The organism is Pseudomonas sp. PvP100 (genome assembly GCF_017833055.1).
Taxonomy (GTDB): Bacteria; Pseudomonadota; Gammaproteobacteria; order Pseudomonadales; family Pseudomonadaceae; genus Aquipseudomonas; species Aquipseudomonas syringae.
This window is the reverse complement of the sequence record NZ_JAFIBO010000001.1, coordinates 4,509,244-4,532,463: the sequence shown is the minus strand read 5'-3', so window position 1 is coordinate 4,532,463 and position 23,220 is coordinate 4,509,244. Positions and strand designations below refer to the sequence as shown.

At 59.3% G+C, this 23,220-nt stretch carries 20 protein-coding genes; 8 read left to right on the top strand and 12 right to left on the bottom strand.

Features of this window, described 5'->3' with window-relative positions; all coding sequences use genetic code 11:
• Nucleotides 1-2: 2 nt before the first annotated feature.
• The 8 genes from JOE39_RS19480 to JOE39_RS19445 all read right to left on the bottom strand — a co-directional run bounded on the left by JOE39_RS19480 (nt 3) and on the right by JOE39_RS19445 (nt 8,521).
• The gene (locus JOE39_RS19480; protein WP_210078423.1) at nt 3-998 is read right to left on the bottom strand and encodes an NAD-dependent epimerase; all 996 of its coding nucleotides are present in this window, start codon (nt 996-998) and stop codon (nt 3-5) included.
• Nucleotides 995-2,323, bottom strand: coding sequence for a UDP-glucose/GDP-mannose dehydrogenase family protein (locus JOE39_RS19475; protein WP_210078425.1), 1,329 nt, complete (start codon nt 2,321-2,323; stop codon nt 995-997). The genes JOE39_RS19480 and JOE39_RS19475 overlap by 4 nt, the downstream gene beginning before the upstream one ends.
• Nucleotides 2,324-2,506: 183 nt before the next feature.
• Entirely contained in the window at nt 2,507-3,550 is a 1,044-nt protein-coding gene (locus JOE39_RS19470; protein WP_210078427.1) for an iron ABC transporter permease, read from the bottom strand.
• A complete protein-coding gene (locus JOE39_RS19465; protein WP_003432756.1) occupies nt 3,547-4,497 on the bottom strand; it encodes an ABC transporter substrate-binding protein in 951 nt (316 codons plus the stop codon). Before JOE39_RS19465 ends, JOE39_RS19470 begins: the two co-directional genes overlap by 4 nt.
• Nucleotide 4,498: 1 nt before the next feature.
• The gene (locus JOE39_RS19460) at nt 4,499-5,278 is read right to left on the bottom strand and encodes an ABC transporter ATP-binding protein (protein ID WP_046266555.1); all 780 of its coding nucleotides are present in this window, start codon (nt 5,276-5,278) and stop codon (nt 4,499-4,501) included.
• A gap of 274 nt (nt 5,279-5,552) precedes the next feature.
• On the bottom strand, nt 5,553-5,966 hold the full coding sequence (locus JOE39_RS19455) for a VOC family protein (RefSeq protein WP_004403352.1): 414 nt from the start codon (nt 5,964-5,966) through the stop codon (nt 5,553-5,555).
• A 159-nt stretch (nt 5,967-6,125) separates the two neighbouring features.
• Nucleotides 6,126-7,073: a class I SAM-dependent methyltransferase gene (locus tag JOE39_RS19450; protein WP_004403351.1), complete on the bottom strand. Its 948-nt coding sequence runs from the start codon at nt 7,071-7,073 to the stop codon at nt 6,126-6,128.
• A complete protein-coding gene (locus tag JOE39_RS19445) occupies nt 7,070-8,521 on the bottom strand; it encodes an iron-containing redox enzyme family protein (protein WP_245227493.1) in 1,452 nt (483 codons plus the stop codon). Before JOE39_RS19445 ends, JOE39_RS19450 begins: the two co-directional genes overlap by 4 nt.
• Before the next feature lie 140 nt (nt 8,522-8,661).
• On the opposite strand from JOE39_RS19445, the gene JOE39_RS19440 reads away from it, so the two are divergent.
• Nucleotides 8,662-8,865, top strand: a complete 204-nt coding sequence (locus JOE39_RS19440; RefSeq protein WP_139218901.1) for a hypothetical protein — start codon at nt 8,662-8,664, stop codon at nt 8,863-8,865.
• 50 nt (nt 8,866-8,915) lie between these two features.
• Here JOE39_RS19440 and JOE39_RS19435 read toward each other — a convergent pair whose 3' ends face one another.
• From JOE39_RS19435 to JOE39_RS19425, 3 genes are all read right to left on the bottom strand, one after another.
• Nucleotides 8,916-9,413, bottom strand: coding sequence for a ferritin-like domain-containing protein (locus JOE39_RS19435; RefSeq protein ID WP_032659628.1), 498 nt, complete (start codon nt 9,411-9,413; stop codon nt 8,916-8,918).
• 105 nt (nt 9,414-9,518) lie between these two features.
• The gene (locus JOE39_RS19430; RefSeq protein ID WP_003432767.1) at nt 9,519-9,716 is read right to left on the bottom strand and encodes a hypothetical protein; all 198 of its coding nucleotides are present in this window, start codon (nt 9,714-9,716) and stop codon (nt 9,519-9,521) included.
• A gap of 36 nt (nt 9,717-9,752) precedes the next feature.
• The gene (locus JOE39_RS19425) at nt 9,753-10,634 is read right to left on the bottom strand and encodes a manganese catalase family protein (protein WP_010422832.1); all 882 of its coding nucleotides are present in this window, start codon (nt 10,632-10,634) and stop codon (nt 9,753-9,755) included.
• Between the two features lie 427 nt (nt 10,635-11,061).
• Between JOE39_RS19425 and JOE39_RS19420 the strand changes: the two genes are divergently transcribed.
• The 7 genes from JOE39_RS19420 to JOE39_RS19390 all read left to right on the top strand — a co-directional run bounded on the left by JOE39_RS19420 (nt 11,062) and on the right by JOE39_RS19390 (nt 21,158).
• Nucleotides 11,062-11,286 carry a DUF6555 family protein gene (locus JOE39_RS19420; RefSeq protein ID WP_003316018.1) on the top strand — a complete coding sequence of 75 codons (225 nt, stop codon included), beginning with the start codon at nt 11,062-11,064 and terminating at the stop codon, nt 11,284-11,286.
• Between the two features lie 425 nt (nt 11,287-11,711).
• Nucleotides 11,712-13,742: a methyl-accepting chemotaxis protein gene (locus JOE39_RS19415; protein ID WP_122220468.1), complete on the top strand. Its 2,031-nt coding sequence runs from the start codon at nt 11,712-11,714 to the stop codon at nt 13,740-13,742.
• A 181-nt stretch (nt 13,743-13,923) separates the two neighbouring features.
• Nucleotides 13,924-15,846, top strand: coding sequence for a methyl-accepting chemotaxis protein (locus tag JOE39_RS19410; RefSeq protein ID WP_057444965.1), 1,923 nt, complete (start codon nt 13,924-13,926; stop codon nt 15,844-15,846).
• Between the two features lie 473 nt (nt 15,847-16,319).
• Complete coding sequence (locus tag JOE39_RS19405) at nt 16,320-18,074, top strand: ABC transporter permease subunit (RefSeq protein WP_210078432.1); 1,755 nt, start codon at nt 16,320-16,322, stop codon at nt 18,072-18,074.
• Between the two features lie 22 nt (nt 18,075-18,096).
• The gene (locus JOE39_RS19400; RefSeq protein ID WP_174208910.1) at nt 18,097-19,401 is read left to right on the top strand and encodes a nitrate/sulfonate/bicarbonate ABC transporter ATP-binding protein; all 1,305 of its coding nucleotides are present in this window, start codon (nt 18,097-18,099) and stop codon (nt 19,399-19,401) included.
• A gap of 51 nt (nt 19,402-19,452) precedes the next feature.
• The gene (locus tag JOE39_RS19395; protein ID WP_003421480.1) at nt 19,453-20,520 is read left to right on the top strand and encodes an ATP-binding protein; all 1,068 of its coding nucleotides are present in this window, start codon (nt 19,453-19,455) and stop codon (nt 20,518-20,520) included.
• The gene (locus JOE39_RS19390; protein WP_029572713.1) at nt 20,520-21,158 is read left to right on the top strand and encodes a response regulator transcription factor; all 639 of its coding nucleotides are present in this window, start codon (nt 20,520-20,522) and stop codon (nt 21,156-21,158) included. Before JOE39_RS19395 ends, JOE39_RS19390 begins: the two co-directional genes overlap by 1 nt.
• 99 nt (nt 21,159-21,257) lie before the next feature.
• Here JOE39_RS19390 and JOE39_RS19385 read toward each other — a convergent pair whose 3' ends face one another.
• Nucleotides 21,258-23,141, bottom strand: coding sequence for an acyltransferase family protein (locus JOE39_RS19385; protein ID WP_029572712.1), 1,884 nt, complete (start codon nt 23,139-23,141; stop codon nt 21,258-21,260).
• Nucleotides 23,142-23,220: the final 79 nt, after the last annotated feature.

Genomic DNA, 23,220 nt, shown 5'->3' with positions numbered 1-23,220 from the left:
TGTTATTGAAGTGGCTCGCAGATCCGGGCCTGATAGTGCTCCCGATACCAGTCGACGAAGGCCCTGACGCCAGTGTCGACCGAGACCTGTGGTTGAAAGTCGATCCATTGGCTCAGCGCACTGACGTCTGCCCAGGTTTGCAGCACGTCGCCCGCTTGCAAGGGCAGGTAGCGCCGCTCGGCGCGCAGGCCTAGCGCGGCCTCCAGGCAATCGACGAACTCCAGCAGCTTGACGGGCTGACCCCGGCCGATGTTGAAAAGCTGATGAGGCGGCTCGCTGCCAACCGCATCGGGCGGCAGCAGACGCAGGCGCAGGATGCTTTCGACAATGTCGTCGATGTAGGTGAAGTCCCGCGCCATTTCGCCGTGGTTGTAGATATCCACAGGCTGGCCGGCGAGCATGGCTTTTGTGAACTTGAACAGCGCCATGTCCGGCCGGCCCCAGGGACCGTAGACGGTGAAAAAGCGCAGCCCTGTGGCGCGCAGGCCGTACAAGTGGCAATAGCTGTAGGCGGTGAGTTCGTTGGCGCGCTTGGTGGCGGCATACAGGGACAGCGGCCGGTCGACGGCATCCTCTACCTGAAACGGCATGCGCGTATTGGCGCCGTACACCGAGCTGCTCGACGCGTAGATCAGGTGCGCCGGTCGATACTGCCGACAGGCCTCGAGCACGTTGATAAAGCCGACCAGATTGGATTGGGCGTAAACATTCGGCTGTTCAAGCGAATAACGCACACCGGCCTGCGCCGCCAGATGAATGACCTGTTCGAAGCCATTTTGCGCGAAGAGCGCGGACAGACCTTCGGCATCGGTAATGTCCAGCCTGTGGAACGTGAAACCTGGCAGGCGCTGGAGTATGGCAAGGCGCGATTGCTTGAGCTCGACGCTGTAGTAATCGTTGAGGTTGTCGATACCGACGACCTCCACACCGAGTTCGCACAGACGCCTGGCGACATGAAAGCCGATGAACCCCGCAGCACCTGTCACCAGCACCGTCATGCCGGAGTCGCCCGGCCACGACCAATGCCGTAGTAGGTTAAGCCCGCCTCACGCAGCTGCGACGGGTCGAACAGGTTGCGGCCATCGAACACCACGCGATCACCGAGCTTTTCGCCGAGCTGGTTCAGATCCAGCACCCGGTAGTCCTGCCATTCGGTCACCACCACCAGGGCGTCTGCGCCTTCCAGAGCATCATGCTTGCACTGCACCAGTTGCAGGTCGTTTCGCTCGCCGTAATGATGCCTGACCGCTTCTATTGCTTGAGGGTCGTGCGCTTGAACCCTGGCACCGGCTGCCCAGAGCGCTTTGAGCAGGGTATGGCTGGAGGCTTCGCGAATGTCATCGGTATTGGGCTTGAAGGCCAGTCCCCAGACGGCGAAGACCTTGCCACTGAGATCACCACGATAATGCGTATGGATATTTTCAAACAGGCGGTGCTTCTGGCGGCGATTGACCTGTTCGACGGCGTTGAGCAACGCTGTTTCCACGCCATGCTCGCTGGCTGTGCCGATCAGCGCCTGCAAGTCCTTGGGAAAGCATGAGCCACCGAAGCCGCAGCCCGGGTAAATAAAGTCATAGCCAATGCGCGGGTCGGAGCCGATGCCTAGCCGCACCTGTTCTATGTCGGCCCCCACCTGTTCAGCGAGGTTGGCGATCTCGTTGATGAACGAAATCTTGGTCGCCAGCAGGCAGTTGGCAGCGTATTTGGACAGCTCTGCGCTGCGCGCATCCATGACCACGAACTTCTCGCGGTTGCGACTGAACGGCTGATACAACTCGCGCATCTGCTCCAGCGCTCGCGGGCTGGCCCCGCCGATGATAATGCGATCCGGACGCAGGCAGTCACTGACCGCGCAGCCTTCCTTGAAAAACTCGGGGTTGCTGATCACTTCAAAGCCGTCATCGCGTCGCGCACTGGCAGCGATCTCAGCGAGCAGACGGTCAACGGTGCCCACTGGCGAGGTCGACTTGTTGACAATGATCCTGGCGCTCTCGGCGTGTCTGATAACCGAATGCAGTACGGCAAGCACCTGGCTCAGGTCCGCCTTGCCGTCGGCTTGCGCTGGCGTACCGACTGCGATGAATAGCAACTCTGCAAAGCGACTGGCGTGTACTTCATCGGTCGTGAAACTCAGTCTCTTGCAGTCCAGGCCATTGCGCAGGAGTTCGCCAAGACCAGGTTCGAATATCGGACATATGCCTTCGCGCAGCGCGTCAATGCGCTTGCTGTCGACGTCCATGCAACACACGGTATGGCCTACTTCAGCCAGACAAGCAGCAAGGGTAAGTCCCACATAACCGGTTCCGAACACTGTCACTCTCAAGTGTCGCTCCTTCTGCTTCATGCATGAATGGATGAGCCGGTTTGTATTCAGGTGCGTCGGCAGCCTTAAATAACCAGCGCAAAATAAATGTCATAAAGGTGTTAAGAAACGATGACACAAGTTTGTCATGTAGCCAGAAGGGCCGCGGGCAGTCCTGTTTGCCTGCAGCGAACTTGTTGCCGATTACTGACCGCGCTTCATCATGAAAATGAAAAACAGCCCTCCCAACAAGGCGGTCGTAATGCCTATCGGCAGGTCTTCGGGGGCGATCAGCGTGCGGGAGATGACGTCGACCCAGACCATCAACAATGCGCCCAGAAGGGTGGCGACAGGCAACAATCGTCGATGCTCCGAGCCCACCAGACGTCTGGCCATGTGCGGCACCATCAGGCCGACAAAACCGATGGAGCCGCACAGGGCGACCAGTACGCCGGTCATCAGTGAGGCGATCAGAAAAACCAGCAGGCGCACGTTGCGCACTTGCAGGCCAAGGCTCACGGCGGTTTGATCGCCGCCCATCAGCGCGTTCAGTGAACGACCCAGCCCTTGCAGCAGCACCCAACCGCACAGCACTGTGATAAACGGCACCGCAAGCAACTCCCAACGGGCCAGACCCAGCCCGCCGAGCATCCAGAACAGCACCGAGGAACTGGCGCGGTGGTCGCCCAGAAACAACGACAGGTTGGCGATTGCCATCATCACGAAGGACACGGCCACGCCGCCGAGCAGCAGGCGCTGGCTGTCCAGGCGGCCTTGGTGACTGGCCAGCCACAACACCAGGCACAGGCTGACCAGCGAGCCGACAAAGGCGGCCAGTGGCAATGTCAGCATGCCAAACACTTCGCCCACATGCATGACCACGATCACTGCGCCAAGCGTCGCCCCCGAGGTCGCCCCAAGCAAATGCGGATCGGCCAGCGGATTGCGGGTCGCGGCTTGCAGAACACAGCCAATCAGTGCCAGCCCTGCGCCTGCCAGCGCGCCCAGCAGTACGCGGGGCGTGCGTATCAGCCAGACGATGGTTTCCTGACCCGCTGTCCAGAGCGGTGAGTGTTCGGCAGTGCCTGAGACTTTGAACATCAGGATAGCCATCACCCGGCTCAAGGGCACGGGGGCCGCGCCGAAGGTGATGCACACCAGGCACGACATCAGCAGCAAAAGCGTCAGAGCGATCAACAGGCCCAGGTAACGACGCGGCCGTTCGGTCAGCCACTGCGCCAGCGTCATCGCTTCACGTCATGAAATGCCGCTGCAAGCGTTTCGATGGCCGTGACATTGTCGATGCCGGGCGTCACCGCCACATAGGGCAGCACGACATAACGCCGGTTGCGGATCGCGTCCACGGATTGCAGTGCCGGATTGTTTTCAAGAAAGTGCTGTTTCTGCGCAGCGCTGACTTCGCCGTAGTCAACGATCACGATCACCTCGGGATTGCTTTGCACGACCGACTCCCAGTTGACGTGGGTCCAGCTGGCCGCGACGTCGCCCATGACATTGCGGCCGCCCGCAGCGCTGATCAGCGCTTGGGGAATGGCCAGGCGCCCGGCGGTCATCGGCCGGTCTTCACCGCTGTCATACAGAAACACCCTCGGCGGCGATTTGCCTGCCACGCGTTTTTCGACGTCGCTCACGCTGCGGCGCATCTGTGCAACCAGCGTTTCGGCCCGGGTCTGCACATCGAATATCCGACCCAGATTGAGCAGGTCGTTGTAGACATCCTCCAGCGTCGCTTCGGTGCGGGGCATTATCTGGGCGCAGGATTCGGTCAGTTCGTAGGCCTGAATGCCCAGCGGGGCGAGACTTTGCGGCGTGACATCGCCACCCACGCGCATACCATAGTTCCAGCCGGCAAAATAGAAGTCGGCGTTGGCATTGAGCAGCGTTTCCAGAGACGGATATTTACTGGACAGCTCGGGCAGCTTGCCCAGGTCGCGCAACAGCGCCTGGTCGGGCTTGTTCCAGCCGGTGATGCCGCTGTAGCCGACCATGTGCGACTGCAAACCCAGGGCAACCATCATTTTGGTGAGGTTCACATCGTTGCTGACGGCACGCTGCGGCGCAGCCGTGAACGTCACCGAGCGGTCGCAGCTTTGCACGGTGACGGGGTAGGCGGCATGCGCCATCGGGCTGCATAGCAACGCGGCCAAAGCCAGGCGGGCGGACAGGCAGTTCATGTCAGGGTATCCAGGTGATGCGTGGGTAGTCACGCAGAGGGTGGCTGTCGACCAGCGCCTTGGCGCCGAACACGTTGAGCAGCATTTCCGGGGTCAGCACCTCCCGGGGCGTGCCTTGCGCAATGAGCCGGCCGTGATGAATGACACACAGGCGATCACAGAATGCCGCCGCCAGGTTCAGGTCATGGATACTGGCCAGCGTGGCCATGCCGAGCTGTTTGACCAGCCCGAGCAATTCCAGTTGATGGCGCGGGTCGAGGTGGTTGGTGGGTTCGTCCAGCACCATCAATCGGGGTTCTTGCACCAGCGCCCGCGCCAGCAGACAACGCTGCTTTTCGCCGCCGGAAAGCGTGTCGAACCGATGCTGCTCATAGCCCGCCAGCCCAACAGCGTTCAGCGCGTTTTGTACAATCGCGCGGTCGTGGTCACTGTCTGCGGCAAAGAACCCCTGATGAGGGGCGCGCCCCATGTTTGCCACATCCAGCAGCGTCAGGCCGAATGCATCGGGAAACTCCTGGGCAACCACTGCCACGTGCCGGGCGCACCAGCGCGGGCTGCAGGACCAGATATCGCGGGCATTGATGGCGACCTTGCCGCTGTGCGGGCGGCTGTAGCGGAATGCGCAACGCAGCAGGCTGGTTTTGCCGCTGCCATTGGGCCCGATCAGGCCGACGAACTCGCCTGCGGCGATCTGCAGGTCGATATCCTTCAAGGCAAAGTGTTCGTGCGTGCAGACTGACGTCTGTTCCGGTGCCCACGCGAGGCTTTCTAGCGCCAGCATCAAACACGCGTACCCACAGTGATGTTCCGCGAGGGCGGCTTACCCGGTATCCATTGCCAAGCGTGCTGACCGACCTGCAAGGCGTGCTTTGTGGTGACTGGAAAGGATTGGGAAACAGGCTTGATCATGGCGTGGGAAGATCGCTAGGGAAGGCTGAGTTAAAAACACTCAATTGTTATAACATAACATTTGAGGGGCAGCACACTCGCGTATCAACATTCGATTGCCCGCTTTATTGACCCACCTTTGCAGAACAACGCGTGACCTTGGCGATTCAGTAAATCGCCCAGCAGCCTGGCGTGAGGAGTTCGACGAGATTTTCGTCAGGGTCGCGGAAGTAGATACTTGATCCGCCCTTGGGCCATTCGGTGCGGCCTTCGATGGCGACGCTGGCTCTGGCAAGGCGATCAGCCCAGGGTTGCATCTCGTCGGCATTTATGGCGAAGCACACATGAATCCGGCCCTGTGCGTCGTGCGGTGGTATTTCTCCGCCGCTCAGGTGCTGCGTCTGCAGTGACGCGCCGCGCTTGAACAGCAGCAGGGTGCTCACGCCGCCGACATTGAAGGCCACCAATGTCGCGCTTTCGAACATCACTTCCAGTTCAAGGGTGCCGGAATAGAATTCACTGGCGTGCGCCAGATCTTCTACGTAGAGGGCTGTTTCGATAATCCTGTTCAGGCGTGGCATGTGTCGTCATCCTTTTCGGTGCGCTACGAGCCTGCATCGATCAACAGCAAGGTGTTGATCGATGGCTCGTAGCAAGTGTCACCGGGATGCTGACTGGCTGACCAATGCTCGGTTCTTATGTGCGCTATAAGCATGAACTATTGAAGATATTTCGGTGGGTCATGCGGACCGTCGGGTGACTACCAGCTCCACCGCTGCGATACGGTCCACGTCTTCATAACCCTCTTCAAGCAGCTCTTCGCCAAACACATCCGGGTCCAGCTCGCGGTAGGTCCATGCCAAGGCCGCATGATCGATATCGCCGCGCACCGCCTCGAAGAACGGATCGTGCTCGCCCACCATGGCCACGCCGGTGTAAAGCACCAGCGAGCCGCCCGGCGTGAGGCGGTCCAATGATTCGCGCACGATGCGCACGGACAGGTCCGCGCCCAATGCATCACCACCGTGGCGGTAGGCGCGGCGCTTGGTGTCTTTCATGTAGGGCGGGTTGGCGACGATCAGGTCGAAACTTCCACTCAGGCCCGAGAGAATATCGCTGTGGCAGCACTCCATATTCTTCAGCCCGGCGACCGTGGCATTGGTCTGCGCGAAATGCAGGGCCTTGGGGTTGATGTCGACGGCATGCACCTGAGCCTGCGGACGGGCGACCGCGATCAACATGGCACCGGCGCCCGTACCGCAGCCGATGTCGACGGCGCGGTTGATCGGGTGCGACGTGCCTTGCAGATGACGATTGATGGACTGCGCGAAGCGATAGGTATCCGGACCGAAAAATACCGAGTCTTCATCTGTGGTAGGAAACGCCGAATGCACCAATAGCAGATTATCCAGGCTGGAAAATCTCACCCGGCTTTTCAAGCCGTCTTCCTTGCGTTCCAGAATACCGGCAGCCAGCAGGCCTTGGGCCTCTTCTACCGGCAACATGGATTCCGGTATCAGCCGACTCCAGCCGAAGACATCGCGCAGTGACGCGGCAGTACGATTTTCCGGGCGTTGATTGACGTGTTGATGGGTCAGGGGTGTGGGCGTGATAAAGCGATAGCCACTGGTCTCAAGGCGCTGCGCCAAGGCAATCAGCGCGACGCTGTCGGGGAGGGGAAGACTCATGCGTGGGCTCCTGTCATACGCTCGGCCATGCTGCTCACAAACAGACGCGTCGCTTGCAGGCCGGCGGCCGTTGCGTGTCTTGCTGGCGACATGCTTTCGATCAACGTGGACATCTTCTCCGAGGCTGGCGCAGATTCCAGTTTCCTGTGCAGTTCGCGAACATCCGGATCAGCATCCGCCGAGGCAGGCACCGCAAGCGCGGGGGAGGGCTGAGCGCCGTCCTGCAGGTTGCGGAAGCGCGCGCGAAAGGCTTCCGGAAGCCGTTTGCCGACCGTGGGTTGAGCACTGCCATCCGACAGCCACTCGCCGGCGATCCAGTCGTGCACGAGTTGCTTTTCATAACCGTTGAAGACGCCGAACATCGGTGCACCGGCACCCTCGAACAGCTTCCAGAAACGGCTGTGCAGAGGGTCTTCGTGACGTTTGATCCAGCCCCTATTCTCCAGTACGGCAAGAAATTCCGGGATCTGATCGGGCTCGGCGAGCCACTCGTTGACGGTCTTGCCGTCGAGACGGCAGTAGTCGGAATGCATGTGCTGACCGAACGTGCGCTTGCGCTCAAGCATGGCGATCACTTCCTGCTCCAGGTCGAACGACTGGATCACCTGAGTTGATCCCATGCCCAGCTCATTGAGGCGGTAACCACTGGCGACACGACGATAAAACTCGTCGCGCTCCTGGCCGACAGGCATCAGTTCCAGGACGCTCTGCGCAGCCTTGCGCGCATGGCCGGTGCTGGCGTTGTCGATCGTCACATGCAGGGTGAAATAGTAAGGGTCAATGCCCAGTTCATTCAGCTCGAATGATGTGATGAGCAAGTGCAGTGGCAGCTGTTCATAGCCCAGGTTGTAACCAATGACCTCGGGAAGGTACTGCTCGCTCAACTGCCCCAGTGAGAGCTGAATGGCGCCTTGTAGGTAGGCGTCGTCTGTCAGTGGCGCGCTGGTGTCGCAGTCCAGATCCGCCAGCAGTTTTCGGTACAGAGAGACGTGATTCTGCGCCTGCTCGCCGTCACCGAGCTCTTCAAGGTACGTACGAATCAGGCCGTGAAAGCGGTAGTCTGCCCAGCGCGGCAGCAATCCGTATAGCCAGGCGCCGTCGACCATTTTGGTCGGTGCAACTTGCTGAATGAAATACATCGCGTGCGCTTTGCTTTTGAAAAACCGTCTCGGTTTTCCTGCGCGGCGTTGCTCAAGATAGAGCGCGTATTGATCAGCCACGACCCCTACGTTCTGCTCCATCCACTGTTCAAGCGCTTCAGGCTGGGCCGGAAGGTCGCAGTGTTCCCGCTCGGCCAGGGCCAGGCAGTGATTCAGAAACATGACCGCATCGTGTTGATGTTCGGGAGCACGTTCATTCATCCATGATTGATAGACGGTTTTTGAACGGGCTTCTTCAACGACGGTTTTGACGACGGCATCGCCTGTCATCACTTGAAGAGACGTCATGAAAATCGTACCTCGGCAGTTGAACATCACGATTGACGCAGTCATTCGAGACTTTCTGTTTTTCTGTGCAGCGTAGATAAGTGAGTGCCCCAGTACAGGGAAATTCAGCGTAATTTTCCGGGCACCGATAGGTGGCGATCGTGCTTACTCCAGCGGGCGATGGTTGCGCGGAAAAAATGCATTGCCGGTCGGGGTTTACATCTGCACAGGTGGTCACGCATCACATCGCCGCCAATGAGACGCTGGCTGCAATCGCAAAAAGCAAGCACCTTGAAGTGTCTGAAGACCCTATGCTGATGGACGAAGGCAAGGCACTGATTCTGGAGATCCATTGCACCGCATGACGGGATCCACACCCTGTAGACCGTCATGCGGCTGCCGCTGTGAACAATGATTACTTTTTCGAAGTGGCCGCCTGGGTTCCGCCCTGTTCGGCGATCGCTGTCAGCTTTTCGTCTGCGCCTTTTTCTTCTGCCAACGTGGCACTCAACAGAGCGGCCGCCTCTGTCATCTTCAGATGTTTGGCCATTGCGATGAGTGTGCCGTAACTGGCGATCTCGTAATGCTCGACCTTCTGGCATGCGCCGATCAACGCGGCATCGAGCACTGCGCCTTTTTCGATCTCTTCCAGCAATTCCTTGCTTTCTTCGATCAGACCTTCCATGGCCGCGCATTTCATGCGTTTCAGCTTCAGACCAGCGCCTTCCACCAGTTCATCGATACGATCGATCTGGCCTTGAGTTTCTTCAAGATGAGCCTTGAAGGCTTCTGCCAGCAGTGGATTGGTCGAAGCACGTGCCAGACGCGGCAGTGCTTTGGTAATTTGCTTTTCGGCGCTGTAGACGTCTGACAGTTCGTGAATGAACAAATCTTCTATCGTCGTGCGAGTCATATTCTTACCCTTTTCAGCGAAGAGGGACTTGTCCACAGGCAAGCTGATTATCTGCTGGCCTGTGGACAAGTCGGATGGAGCGCGTGCCGCTGATGATCCGTGGGATCATCGACGTGGCAGGTTGTTTTCAAGCAGGGTTCCAACGCCGAAACCCTTGGTCGCCATCACAACTTGAAAGCCTCGGCGTGCAAGCAGTGCCTGCGCCTCGAAAGCACGAAGCCCTTTTACAAATACCCTGTCGGTCAACGCGCTATCCAACTCGTCGCGAGGCGTGAGAGGTTGACGGGAGCTGAGTTTTTTCATGATTCCATTCTCCTGAACAAAACAAGGGTTGCCGTTTCAGGCATCTTTGCCCTGGACCAAACCAGAACCCAGGTCCGCACCGGTGATCGGGTTGGCGGCCGGGTCGGACTGGGTCCGTTCCTTCATCATTTCCAGCACCTCGGTGTCCTTTTCATCCAGCGTGACCGAGGCCGTACCATCGCCGCCATCGACAGCCGCTTGTGGGGATTCCACATACTCCCAGTCGTCGCCCTGATTCCAGGCGCCGCGTACATTGGGCTCGCCGGACATGTTGAAGTACTTGTTAGTGAATTCCGGCATGCCCGGCAGTTTCCCCTGCGGGAAGTTGGGCTGGATGGCGTGCAGGGCCTTTTCAAAAGACAACTGGTGTGCGATTTCCCGCGTCATGAGAAAGCCCAGCGCTTCTTTAACCCCCGGGTCATCCGTCACGTTCATCAAACGCTCGTAAACAATCTTGGCTCTGGATTCTGCGGCGATGTTGGAACGGAAGTCTGCTGTAGGCTCACCGATCGTATCGATATAAGCCGCTGTAAAGGGCACGCCGGCAGAGTTGGTCAATGGCGCACCGGAGCCGTACAGCAGGCTGGTGATATGTGAGTCATTGCCGTTACCGTTGATAGAGCGATATAACTCGCCCTCTTCTTCGATGCCTTCAGCCAATTGACCTTTAGCGCCCTTATTGAGCATGACAATAATGGAGCCCACAATTTCAAGGTGGCTCAGTTCTTCGGTGGCGATATCCATCAGCAGGTCTTTACGGCCTGGGTCTTCTTCGCTCAACCCTTGAGTGAAATAGCGTCCAGCGGCAGCCAGTTCACCCTGAGCCCCGCCGAACTGCTCAAGCAGAAGGTTGGCCAGTCCAGGATTGGGTCTTGCTACACGTACGGTATATTGAAGTCGCTTGTTATACATGAACATGTCGTATCCTCAGGCTTTGATCTCGCGGGAAGCGTCAACCCATGTGCATGGGCTCGATTCAACGCAGTCACAGGTTATGAGAGACTGAGGAACGCGATCGTTACTGCTAACTTTTTTAAAAAGGACCGACGGTGTTTAAACTGCAGTTCAATAGAAATTGATTATTCCCCCGGCGTCGCTGAATGGACGTTCATCGTGGCGGAGAAGCCTACTTGGACTGACTTGTAGGCGCTCACTGTTCAAGGTAGGAAACAGGGTGAAAAGCGCTGTTATAAACAAACTCTATCGTCAACTAAACCCTAGAGTTCAGTTATAAGGACACATAGCTTATGGCTATATGACATCATTTAAATGATGGTATTAATATTTTGAATTTTTTGAAACTGCTGTGATCTGTTTTGCGAGTCGACAAAGCAGGAGCACCCCAATGGCTGATGAAAAACACTACCGTATCGATTACCTGCTGCATGGCAGTTACAAGACGTTCTACATAAGGGCAGGTGCCATGGACAACAAAGAGGCCTGGCACTGGGCTTCGGTGGATGCCGGGTTCGGTGCGATCCCCAAGTACCGTTCCGACCCGGTGCCGAAGCTGAGCAAGCCTCAGGCGGAAAAGCTCGGTCTGTCGAACGTGGAGTGGGCGAGGGCTTGAATAGCCCTCGATCACCTCGATACGACGCTTACCGTCGTGCGTCACCGTGGCGCACGACGGTATTACCCTTTTGCAAAGTCTACGGTCGCCAGACTGTCAGATGAACGGTTGTTTCCCGCCTGATTCACCTGAATACCCTCATTCGGATCATGCCTGCTGCAAGCGTCTTAGCGGCAAATCGCTCTAGCCCGCCATCCTCCCGATGATCTTGACCTCACGTTAACCGTGGCTTGGTCGATAGCCCGAGTATCAGGCTATAGCACCCATTGAACTTCCTGATAGGCCATTGCTCTCAAGTGATGTCAATGTGCCTCTATCTGAATGGATTGCCGCGTTCAGCGCAGCACAGCCGGCCCGTATTACCCGTGATGCAAAGAAAGGAGCTTTTCCACCCGGATTGGACCCCTAATTAAAAAGAGAAAACTATGAACATCCTTTCGCCTGGTATCTACCTGACCAATCGCCTGCGCTTCCCTGCCAAGTTTGCCGTTTTAGCCATCATTATCGTTATCCCGCTGATCGTTCTCGGTCTGCGGGTTTTCAACAGCCTGAATGCAAGCATCGACACCGTCGCGCAAGAGCGCGTTGGCCGTGAGTACCTGCAACTGACCACCCCCGTTCTGCGACTCTCCATGCTGCAGCGTGCGGTCAGTAACCGTCTGCTGGCCGGCGATGCCTCTGCCGCTCAGGATATGACCAGCAACCGCGCTCAGCTCGAGACTGCTCTTGCTAACCTTGCCGACATGGATGCGCGACAAGGGCAGCAGCTGGAAACCGAGAACCGCGTACAGCGCCTGCGCGAAAGCACCCGTTCCCTGATGGACAGTATCAAGCCAGGCCTGTCGCAGGCTGAAGTGTTCGCCCAGTGGAACGAGCAACTGGCCCAGACACTCAACTTTATCTACTACGTCTCGGCTACCTCAGGCATGGTGCTGGACGAAGATTACGCCTCGCTGTTTCTGATCGACCTGAGCACCATCCGTATGCCCCGGGAAATCAACGTCGCCGGTCAGATCCGCGGTATTACGGCAGGTTTGATAACCGGTCAGGGGCTGAGTGTATCGATGCGTGGCTCGCTCGAGAGCCTGCTGAAGATCGAACTGCAATTTCGTGCGGAGCTGGAGCAAAGCATTCGACTGCTCAAGCGCCGTTCGCCAGAACTGGCCGCGCGAATCAGTGACCCGATCACTGCCTCTACTGCAGCGATGGATAGCTTTCGCGGCGACCTGCACGCGTACGTAAAAGGCACAGAGTTCTCGGTGCAGCAGGGGCAGGCGCTGAGTGCGCGCGGCAACGTCGTTGTTTCGGGCCTCTACAAGGCTCAGGACGAAATTCAGACTGCGCTTCAGGATGAGTTGAATACGCGCTACGACGCTCTGGTGCTGCAACGCGAAGTCGTGATTGCCATGTGTGTGATCATGGGCTTGCTGCTGCTCTACGCGTTCTGCAGCATCTACCGTGCCTTGCGCCTGACCATCGACAGCCTGCTGGGCGTTACCCGCCGTCTGGGCGAGGGCGATCTGAGTGCCCGCGTAGCGGTCGTCAGCAAGGACGAAGTGGCGGATATCGCCAACGGCCTGAACCTGATGGCCGACGCCTTCGCCAGCTCTATCTCGCACATGGACCGCACCTCTTACGAACTGACTGATGTGGCTTCCCGGTTGGGCGCATCCATCGGCCTGGCCAAGCAATCAATGAACGCGCAGCAGGCTGAAACGGAGCAAGTGGCGACCGCGATCAACGAGATGACCGCGAGCGTTGCCGACGTGGCGCAGAACACCGAAGGTGCTGCGTTGGCCGCCGATGAAGCGAACACTGCGTCACGTAACGGGCTGCGCATCATGCATCAGGCGCACTCGACCATTCAGGCGCTGGCCGAAGAAGTGGAACTCAGTGCCCAGAAGGTCCAGGCGCTGGCCCTGCACAGTCAGTCGATTGGTGGCGTTATCCAGGTCATCAGCACCATTGCCGATCAGACCAATCTGTTGGCCCTCAATGCTGCCATCGAAGCTGCGCGGGCGGGCGAGCAGGGTCGCGGATTTGCCGTGGTGGCTGATGAAGTCCGCACACTGGCTTCGCGCACCCAGGCGTCGACCGAAGAAATTCGCGGCATCATCCAGCAACTGCAAAGCGCCACCGACGCTGCCGTGCAGCAGATGCAGGCTGGGCAGCAGAAGGCGCATGCGTGTATCAGTGCCGCCAGCGATGCCTCGGGCAGCCTGTCGAGCATCAGTCAGGGCGTGGAGCGTATCGTCGAGATGAACACGCAGATCGCCAGTGCTGCCGTACAGCAGCATGCGGTCTCCGAAGACATCAACCGCAATGTCATGGAGATTCGTAACAGCTCCGGGACGTTGATGCTGGGTATCGATAACAATGCGGTCACCGCCGATGAACTGGCGCGGGTCGCCAGCGACATGCGCAATGTCGTGGCGCGTTTCAAACTGACTGCCTGATTGAATCGGGGGCTGTTCAGCCCCCGATTTCCCTCCCGAATCGGCGCGTTCGCGCGGATTGCCTTTTTTCGATCAAGTTTTGCTCTTCTGCGGCCGATAGCTCTGGCGCGCGGGTTTGCTGTCCATAAAAACAAATCTCGGCTCTTTCGTTGCGCACAAAAAAGCATTTTCAGGAGATTTTATGAACAGCAGATTTGCGAATATCAGCGTCAACATGAAGTTGGCATTGGGCTTTGGGACCGTTCTTTTCTTCACGGCTGTCCTCGCCCTTGTTGGCTGGACCAGCCTCGACAAGCTCATCTATCGCACCGACCGAATTGGCGATATCACCAGGCTGAGTGACAACCTGACCACTCTGCGAATCGCGCGTCTGCAATACATGCTGACGGACGGCGATGAAACCGCAGCGCGGAACATGCAAAGCAAGCTGGATGTGTTCAAGGCGCAGCAGCAATCACTGCTCGTCAGCTTCAACAATCCGGTCAACCTCAAGCCGCTGCGCGAACTGGCCGATGTCACTCGCGACTATGAAGCATCCCTGAACAGCATGCGCGCCGCGTACCAGGCCGGGGCCAAAGTGCGCGACGAGATGACCGCCAATGGCACAGCAGCGATGCAGGCCGTCGAGTCGTTGAACAATGCGGTCATGCAGATAGATCCTTCTGACCCGGCACGCTTCGATCTGGCCCAGTTGGCAAACAGCGCTCGGCAAGACCTGGTGCTGGTGCGTTATGAAGTGCGCGGCTATACCGGCAATCCGAATGACAAGACCGAGACAGCAGCTTTTCAGCAGCTCGATAGCGCGATCAGTCATCTGGACAGGCTCAAGGCCGCTTTTGGCACTGCCAACCGCGAACAGATCGCACAGTTTGAAAGCGCTTTACGCAATTACCGCAGCTCGGTCGATGCCTTCAAGGCGACCACTCAGACAGCTGCGAGCGTGCGCAAGGATCTGACCACTCAAGGCGCCACCATCGTCAAGCTGGGCGAAGAGTTGTATGGCCTGCAGATGCAGATGGGCAAGGAAGACACCGCTCACGCGCGCAGCCTGCAGATGGGATGTGTGGTGTTGGTCATGCTGCTGGGCATTCTCGCCGCTGTGGTCATCACGCGTCAGATCACTCGTCCATTGCGCGATACGCTGGCCATCGTCGAGCGTATTGCCTCCGGCGACCTGACCCATACCGAAGCGGTCACCCGACGCGATGAACTGGGCGTCTTGCAGCAAGGCATCCAGCGCATGGGTACGACGCTGCGTGAACTGATCTCTGGTATTCGCGATGGCGTCACGCAGATTGCCAGCGCGGCCGAAGAACTGTCGGCGGTCACCGAGCAGACCAGTGCAGGGGTCAACAGCCAGAAGGTCGAGACCGACCAGGTGGCCACCGCCATGCATCAAATGTCGGCGACTGTTCATGAAGTGGCACGCAATGCCGAGCAGGCGTCCGTGGCGGCCTCCGATGCCGACAAGCAGGCGCGTGAAGGCGACAAGGTCGTCGGCGAGGCGATCCAGCAGATCGAACGACTGGCCGCCGAGGTGGTTCGCTCATCTGACGCAATGAACGTGCTTGAGCAGGAAAGTGACAAGATCGGCAAGGTCATGGATGTGATCAAGGCGGTCGCCGAGCAGACCAACCTGCTGGCCCTCAACGCCGCCATCGAAGCCGCGCGTGCCGGGGAAGCCGGCCGGGGTTTTGCCGTGGTGGCCGACGAAGTTCGCGGCCTGGCGCAACGTACCCAGCAGTCCACCGAAGAAATCGAAGGGCTGGTGTCGGCATTGCAGAATGGCACGCGTCAGGTGTCGGGCATCATGCTTGGCAGCCGCACGCTGACCGACAGCAGTGTCGAACTGACGCGCAGGGCCGGTACGTCGCTGGAAAGCATCACCCGTACGGTATCGAGCATTCAGGCGATGAACCAGCAGATCGCTGCCGCTGCCGAGCAACAAAGTTCGGTGGCCGACGAAATCAGCCGCAGCATCGTCAATGTTCGCGACGTATCCGAACAGACCGCCGAAGCCAGCGAAGAAACCGCAGCCTCCAGCGTCGAACTGGCACGCCTGGGTGGCCAGCTGCAGATGATGGTCAGCCACTTCCGGGTGTGATCCACCTGACGGTCATGCCCACGCGGAGCAGACGGACACCTGTCGTTGCGCACGCTCCAGCGTGGGGATGCATGTCGTGACGCTGCGCGTTACATCTCCAGGCCGCACCGCTTCCTCAAGGGAGGACGCGGAGCGTCCAGAACGGCATGCGACGCGGAGCGTCGCACGATAGTCCAGCCGGCCACCTATCGTTCCTCACGCTCCAACATGGGCACGATAATGTTTTTTGCGCGACGCTAAACTGGCCTGAATAACGGGGCGATAGTTATATAACTATACGTTGGTATACCTCACTCATACTTACAGATAAACATGAGCTACTTTTGCAGGTTTTTACTGTTGATCGAAACGCTATAAGCTTTACCTCACTGTACGGCAACTATTAACTCACGGCCTTTATCTGTTATCGCTGACTGCCTGTTTGCTTATAAAACGGGTGGGTCTGCGTCTGCGCGGCCGGCTCGAGGTGAGCAATGCATTCGATATTTGAATTCGGTAAAAGCCTGCGGACGCCCCGTTTCGTAAAACCCGGTGCACGCACGCCTTATTGGGCCGATGGTATTTGCCTGGCCATTCTGACGCTGTTCATTGGCCTGTTCATTTATGGCCTTGGCCAGATGATGCAGCCGCTGACCGTGCTGAATTCCAGCCCCATGAGCCTCGACCCGGCGCGCCTGCCCGAATATGCCTTGCGCACCACGCTGCGTATGTTCATCGCGCTGGGCGCTTCGTTGATCTTCACTTTTGTCGTGGCCACGCTGGCAGCCAAAAGTCGCAAGGCCGAGCAGGTGATCATCCCGGCGCTGGATATTCTTCAGTCGGTGCCGGTGCTGGGTTTTCTGACGTTCACCGTGACCTTCTTCATGGGCCTGTTTCCCGGTCGGCAGATTGGCGTCGAATGCGCAGCGATCTTTGCCATCTTCACCAGTCAGGCCTGGAATCTCGCGTTCAGTTTCTATCAGTCACTGCGTACTGTGCCGAGTGATCTGAACGAAGTCAGCCGTCAGTTCGGGCTGTCTGCGGTACTGCGTTTTACACGCCTGGAACTGCCATTCGCCATTCCGGGGCTGGTGTGGAACATGATGATGTCGATGTCCGGCGGCTGGTTTTTCGTGGTCGCCTGCGAGGCCATTTCGGTCGGCGATACCACGGTCAATCTGCCGGGCATTGGGTCCTGGCTGGCGCTGGCCATCGAGCAGAAGAACCTAGCTGCGATTGCCTGGGCAGTGGGCGCAATGGCGCTGGTGATTCTGGCCTATGACCAATTGCTGTTCAGGCCGATCGTCGCCTGGGCGGACAAATTCCGCTTCGAGCAAACCGCATCGTCGAAGCGTCCGCGCTCATGGATGTACAGCCTGCTGGGCCGCTCCCGTGTGGCACCGATGCTGGGTTCGGTCCTGGCTGCACCGTGGAAATGCCTGATGCTGATCGACTGGCGTGTGTTCTCCCGGCTGTGGAAAGTGAAGCTGACCCCGGGCGTCGCCCGCGTGCTCGACTACGTGTGGCTGGGGCTGGTCATGGCTGCCTGCCTGGCTGGCAGTGTGTACCTGTTCAGGTTCATCGAGGCGTCACTGGGCGCCAGCGACATGGTCACGGCCTTTGGTCTGGGCCTGGCGACGATGGTGCGTGTGATCGTACTGATCGTCATTGCGAGCCTGATCTGGGTGCCCGTCGGTATATGGATCGGCCTGCGTCCGGTCTGGGCTGAACGCTTGCAGCCAATCGCGCAGTTCATGGCGGCGTTCCCGGCCAACGTTCTGTTTCCTTTTGCGGTGATCGCGATTGTCGGCCTGCACCTGAACCCGGACATCTGGCTGTCGCCGCTGATGGTGCTCGGCACCCAGTGGTACATCCTGTTCAACGTGATCGCCGGGGCCAGTGCCTTGCCGACTGACCTGCGCGAAGCGGCGACCATGTTCAACATGCGCGGCTGGCAGTGGTGGCGCCGTGTCGCGCTGCCCGGCGTGTTTCCCTACTACATCACCGGTGCGCTGACCGCGTCGGGTGGTTCGTGGAACGCCAGTATCGTCGCCGAAGCGGTTTCCTGGGGCGATCAGCATCTGGAAGCGGCAGGCCTGGGGTCATACATCGCCAATGCGACCCAGGCGGGTGACTTTCCGCGCGTTGCGCTGGGCATCGTGGTCATGTCGGTCTTCGTGATTGCGTTCAACCGGTTGCTGTGGCGCCCGCTGTACGGGTTTGCCGAGCGACGTCTGAGTCTTGTCTGATCTTGTGTAAGGGGAGGGCGCCATCATGATGGCTGTCGAAACGCGTTGCCTGGTAGATGTTCAGAAGGTCCGACATGTGTACGGCAAAGGCAGCAAAGAGCGCCTGGTGCTGGATGACGTGACCCTGACGCTCAACGAGAACGAAATAGTGGGCCTGCTGGGCCGGTCCGGCTCGGGCAAGTCGACCCTGTTGCGCTCCATCGCCGGGCTGGTGGTGCCCACCGAAGGTGAGGTGAATTTCCCGCGTCGTGCGCAAGGGCGGGCGATGTCGGTGGGCATGGTGTTCCAGAGCTTTGCGCTGTTTCCCTGGCTGACCGTGCTGGAAAACGTTGAAGTCGGCCTCGAAGCGCAAGGTGTGCCCGCCGCGATACGCCGCAAGCGCGCACTGGCGGCCATCGATCTGATCGGCCTGGACGGTTTCGAGAGCGCTTACCCCAAGGAGCTCTCCGGAGGCATGCGTCAGCGGGTGGGCATGGCGCGCGCGCTGGTCATTGATCCTGACGTGCTGTTGATGGACGAGCCGTTTTCCGCGCTCGACGTGCTCACCGCCGAAACCCTGCGCACTGACTTGCTGGACATGTGGAGCGAAGGGCGCATGCCCATCAAGTCGATCCTGATGGTGACGCATAACATCGCCGAAGCCGTGCTGATGTGCGACCGCATCCTGCTGTTCTCCTCCAATCCTGGGCGGGTAATCAGCGAGATAAAAGTCGACCTGCCTCAACCGCGCAACCGCCAGGACCCGATCTTCCGGGCGCTGGTGGAAGAAATCTACGTGCTGATGACCCAGGACAACGACGCCGGCGAGATTCGTCAGGGCGTGTTTCCGGGCACCGGGCTGGGAATGGTGTTGCCGCAGGTTTCCACCAACGCACTGGCCGGGCTGATCGAGGCGATTCACGCGCCGCCCTACAGCCTGAAGGCCGACCTGCCGGAACTGGCCGCTGCGCTGCACTACAACGCCGACGAGCTGTTCCCGATTGCCGAGGTGCTGCAACTACTGCGCTTCGCTGAACTGAAGGGCGGCGACATTCGCCTGCTGCCAGCCGCCAATCGCTATGCGCTGGCGGATGTCGACGAGCGCAAGCAACTGTTCGCCCAGCACCTGCTGAGCTTCGTGCCGCTGGTGGCGCACATTCGGCGGGTGCTGGATGATCGTCCCACGCACACGGCACCGGCACGGCGCTTTCGCGATCAACTCGAAGACTTCATGTCTGAAAGCGATGCCATGCAGACCCTCAACGCAGTGATTCAATGGGGGCGCTACGCGGAGTTGTTTGCCTATGACGAACTGGCCGATCAGTTCAGCCTGGACAACCCGTCCTAAGGTTTGTAGGACATACTCAACGGCCCTTTTGCAATCAGCGGGATGATGCGCATGCGTGAACCTGAATCCTACGGCAAGGCCGCTATGGCGGTGCGGCTGATCGCGTTGCTGATGCTGGCGCTGGTCATTGCGGTTGCCGACACCTTGACCGACCTGGAAATCGCCGTGGGCGTATTCCAGATTGTTGTGGTGCTGCTGGCGGTCAGGTTCCTGCCGGCCACAGGCGTTATCGCGATGGCGTTGCTGTGCATGGTGCTGACCGTGATCAGTTACGAGATGACGACCTCCAGAGGCAGTGAGGCGTCCGGGCTGATCAATTGCATTATCAGCCTGTCGGCCATCGCCATGACCACCTGGCTGGCGCTGCGCATGGCGCTGGCCATTCGCTCGGTACATGAGGCGCGCTCACAGCTGGCGCGGATCGCACGGGTCAATCAACTGGGTGAACTGACGGCCTCCATTGCCCACGAGGTCAATCAGCCGCTGTCGGCCATTGTCACCAGCGGCAATGCCTGCCAGCGCTGGCTGGCCACCGAGCCGGTCAATCTGGAAAAGGCCCGGCAGGCCGTCGACCGCATGATCAGTGACGCGAACCGCGCAGGCGACATCATCGTGCGGGTGCGCGCCCTGGCGAAGCGTTCGTCCACTCACAAGGAGTGGATCAGCGTGGCCGATACCGTCGCCGAGATCGTGGCGCTGGCACACAGCGAGATAGAGGGGCAGGGCGTCGCACTGCTGGTCGACGTTCCGGAGGGCCTGCCGCCGCTGCTGGCTGATCGGGTGCAGATCCAGCAAGTGTTGCTGAACCTGATGCTCAACGGCGTCGATGCGATGAAAAAGCTCGAGGCGGATCAGGCGCAACTGGAGATTCGGGTGGGCTGGCATGACGGCGGCGATATCGGATTTGCGGTCAGCGACAGCGGTATCGGCGTGCAGCCGGAAAACATCCATCGGTTGTTCGACGCGTTCTACACCACCAAGGAGGAAGGCATGGGGATCGGTTTGGCGATCAGTCGTTCAATCATCGAAGCTCATGGCGGACGCATCTGGGTCACGCCCAACCCTGCAATCGGTGCTACGTTTCACTTCACCCTGCCCACCGGAAAGATGGAAACCTGATGAGCACAGCCGCCACCGCCTCACCGACCGAAGAGCCGATCATCTACGTCCTCGATGACGACCTGTCGGTGCGCTCCTCGCTGGAGGACCTGCTGGCCTCGGTCGGGTTGCGCAGCATGCTGTTCGGCTCGACCCGCGAGTTTCTGGAGACCCCGCGCCCTGATGCGCCGGGCTGCCTGATTCTGGACATCCGGATGCCGGGCATGAGTGGCCTGGATTTTCAGGAGCATATGGCCAGGTCAGGGATTTCCCTGCCGGTCATTTTCATCACCGGGCATGGCGACATTCCCATGTCCGTGCGAGCCATGAAGGCTGGTGCGGTGGAGTTTCTGACCAAGCCCTTCCGTGATCAGGACTTGCTCGACGCCATTCAGCAGGGGTTGGCGCAGGATCGCAGCCGGCGCCAGAGTGCCGCCGTCGAAGCCGAATTGCAGCGCCGCCACGCCAGCCTCAATCTCGGTGAGCAGCAGGTGATGGAGCTGGTGGTCAGCGGCCTGCTCAACAAACAGATTGCAGCCCGGCTGAACGTGAGCGAAATCACCGTCAAGGTCCGCCGTGGCTCGGTGATGCGCAAGATGGAAGCCGATTCCCTCGCCGACCTCGTCAAGTTCGCCGAGCGCCTCAAAGAGCTGCACTGATCGACGACCCTATCTTTATGCACATGTCCCGTAGCGAACCGGGCGACGCTTCGCTTGTTCGCGAAGAGGCCGCTACAGCCTCCATAAACAGGACGTTTGTTAATTCATCAACTGCGGCAGTACGTAGTTGCGCACCACGTACAACGAGCCTTCTGCGCTCAAGTGCCCCGAGTCGATCTGCAGCAGAGAGCGGTTGTCTTCCAGGCGTACCCGGCAGGCATCGGCGATGCACAGTTTGTCGATCAGCGACACGAACTGGATGCCTGCCGATGCGGCCAGTGCGCGGGTTGCCTGATCCACCAGCATGACGCTTTGATCCAGAGCCGGATCGCGGATGTGCGATTCGCTCAGCCCCCAATGACGGTTGGCGATGACGCTGGGCAGCGACGGGTTCCACTGCGGGACCGGTCCGATCAGCACGATATGCTTCACGCCAAGGCCCTTGAGCCGGATCGCGATCTGCGTCCAGTCGGTCTTGTCATGCCCGTCCTTCTGCGCGATGACCACGATGTCCGGACGCAGCTTTTCGATGCCCTGCAGGGCCGTTCTGTTGGAGTAGTCACAGGCCCTGCTGGTCGCAGAGGTACGTCCTTGATGGTCACTCAGAGCGGGGCGGCAACTGGCTGAGGCGACTTGATAGAAGGGCGTGCTGTGCGTCAGCAAGGTACGCAAGCCGAGCGACAGCGCCTGCGCGTGAGAGTCGCCCCACAGGAACACGCCGCCCGCACCTTGCTTGCGCGTGCAGGCTTCGTCGATGGCTGATTGGCCGCGTTGGGTCAGGGCAGAGAAGGCATCACATTTCAGCCAGTAAGGCTCGTACAGGTTGTGCTGACGATCAGCGTATTCCTGAATGAAACGTGCCTTGTCCGAAACACTCACAGGTCGCAGTGGCGATACCACGCCGCCGGTCGCACTCACCAGTGCTCCGCAGACGAATACCAGAGCGATCAGCGTGCCGAGCGTGGCATATCTGCTGCGCTGATCAGACGACGGCCTGCTGGCGGGCTGCTCGATCAGCCACCATGAGACCAGACCCAGCGTCACGGCCATGCCGATGCCCACCAGCACTGCGCGGGTCTCGCCCAGTAACCCGGCGTCATTCATCCACACCACCACTGGCCAATGCCAAAGGTACAGCGAGTACGACCGTGTGCCGGTCCATTGGGCCAGCGGGTTACAGGTCAGCAGCGAGTCGTTGCGTGCGGCGACGATCACCGCGAACGTCCCCAGCACCGGCATCAGCACCAGATAACCCGGCCATGTGTCCTGCACGGACAGCAGAAAGAAACCGGCCACGATCAGCGTCAGTCCGATATGTTCCAGAACGCGCTGCTGCAGGGCCTTCAATTGCAGCGGGAACAGACAGGCGACGCCACCTGCCAGCAACTCCCAGGCGCGGGTCGGCAGCAGGTAAAACGCCGCCTCCGGCCATTGCGAGGAGGCAGACACGCACGCTACAAAGCCTGTCAGGCTTGCGCCCAGTACCCACCAGCGCAGGTTGTGCAGCGCGACGAAGCGACTGAGCATCAGCAGCGCAATCGGGTACAGCAGGTAGAACTGCCATTCCACCGACAGCGACCAGGTGTGCAGCAGCCATTTCTCATGGGCACTGGCGGTGAAATACCCCGCCTCACGCCAATAGACAATATTGGAAACGAACCCCAGGCTGCTCGCCACATGCGTGCCCAGCGTGCTGTAGTCCAGCGGCAGCAGAGCGAACCAGCCCAGCAGCAGCAAGGCAAAACACAGCACAGCGAGGGCCGGGACGATGCGCCTGGCCCGTGACGTGTAGAACGCCGCCAGCCTGAATTTACCGCTCCTCAAGCCGCGCAGGATGATCCCGGTGATCAGATACCCCGAGATCACGAAAAACACGTCTACACCGGCAAAGCCACCAGGCAGCCAGTCGGGGTGAAAGTGGAAGAGCAGTACCGCAATCACTGCGATGGCGCGCAGGCCATTGATGTCTTTTCTGAAGTCCATTTGAGAAAGCCATCCGTTGGCTGATCGTGAGGAAGAGGCTGCCGGTGATCAGCCGAAACGTGTCGGCGGCCAGCGCGGT

Excerpts from the sequence above, each read along its gene's own strand:
- JOE39_RS19450 (WP_004403351.1), bottom strand. The coding sequence starts at position 7,073 with ATGAGTCTTCCCCTCCCCGACAGCGTCGCGCTGATTGCCTTGGCGCAG.
- JOE39_RS19430 (WP_003432767.1), bottom strand. The coding sequence starts at position 9,716 with ATGAAAAAACTCAGCTCCCGTCAACCTCTCACGCCTCGCGACGAGTTG.
- JOE39_RS19445 (WP_245227493.1), bottom strand. The coding sequence starts at position 8,521 with ATGACGTCTCTTCAAGTGATGACAGGCGATGCCGTCGTCAAAACCGTC.
- JOE39_RS19395 (WP_003421480.1), top strand. The coding sequence starts at position 19,453 with ATGCGTGAACCTGAATCCTACGGCAAGGCCGCTATGGCGGTGCGGCTG.
- JOE39_RS19385 (WP_029572712.1), bottom strand. The coding sequence starts at position 23,141 with ATGGACTTCAGAAAAGACATCAATGGCCTGCGCGCCATCGCAGTGATT.
- JOE39_RS19390 (WP_029572713.1), top strand. The coding sequence starts at position 20,520 with ATGAGCACAGCCGCCACCGCCTCACCGACCGAAGAGCCGATCATCTAC.
- JOE39_RS19405 (WP_210078432.1), top strand. The coding sequence starts at position 16,320 with ATGCATTCGATATTTGAATTCGGTAAAAGCCTGCGGACGCCCCGTTTC.
- JOE39_RS19415 (WP_122220468.1), top strand. The coding sequence starts at position 11,712 with ATGAACATCCTTTCGCCTGGTATCTACCTGACCAATCGCCTGCGCTTC.
- JOE39_RS19420 (WP_003316018.1), top strand. The coding sequence starts at position 11,062 with ATGGCTGATGAAAAACACTACCGTATCGATTACCTGCTGCATGGCAGT.
- JOE39_RS19455 (WP_004403352.1), bottom strand. The coding sequence starts at position 5,966 with ATGCCACGCCTGAACAGGATTATCGAAACAGCCCTCTACGTAGAAGAT.
- JOE39_RS19435 (WP_032659628.1), bottom strand. The coding sequence starts at position 9,413 with ATGACTCGCACGACGATAGAAGATTTGTTCATTCACGAACTGTCAGAC.
- JOE39_RS19465 (WP_003432756.1), bottom strand. The coding sequence starts at position 4,497 with ATGAACTGCCTGTCCGCCCGCCTGGCTTTGGCCGCGTTGCTATGCAGC.
- JOE39_RS19470 (WP_210078427.1), bottom strand. The coding sequence starts at position 3,550 with ATGACGCTGGCGCAGTGGCTGACCGAACGGCCGCGTCGTTACCTGGGC.
- JOE39_RS19410 (WP_057444965.1), top strand. The coding sequence starts at position 13,924 with ATGAACAGCAGATTTGCGAATATCAGCGTCAACATGAAGTTGGCATTG.
- JOE39_RS19460 (WP_046266555.1), bottom strand. The coding sequence starts at position 5,278 with ATGCTGGCGCTAGAAAGCCTCGCGTGGGCACCGGAACAGACGTCAGTC.
- JOE39_RS19425 (WP_010422832.1), bottom strand. The coding sequence starts at position 10,634 with ATGTTCATGTATAACAAGCGACTTCAATATACCGTACGTGTAGCAAGA.
- JOE39_RS19480 (WP_210078423.1), bottom strand. The coding sequence starts at position 998 with ATGACGGTGCTGGTGACAGGTGCTGCGGGGTTCATCGGCTTTCATGTC.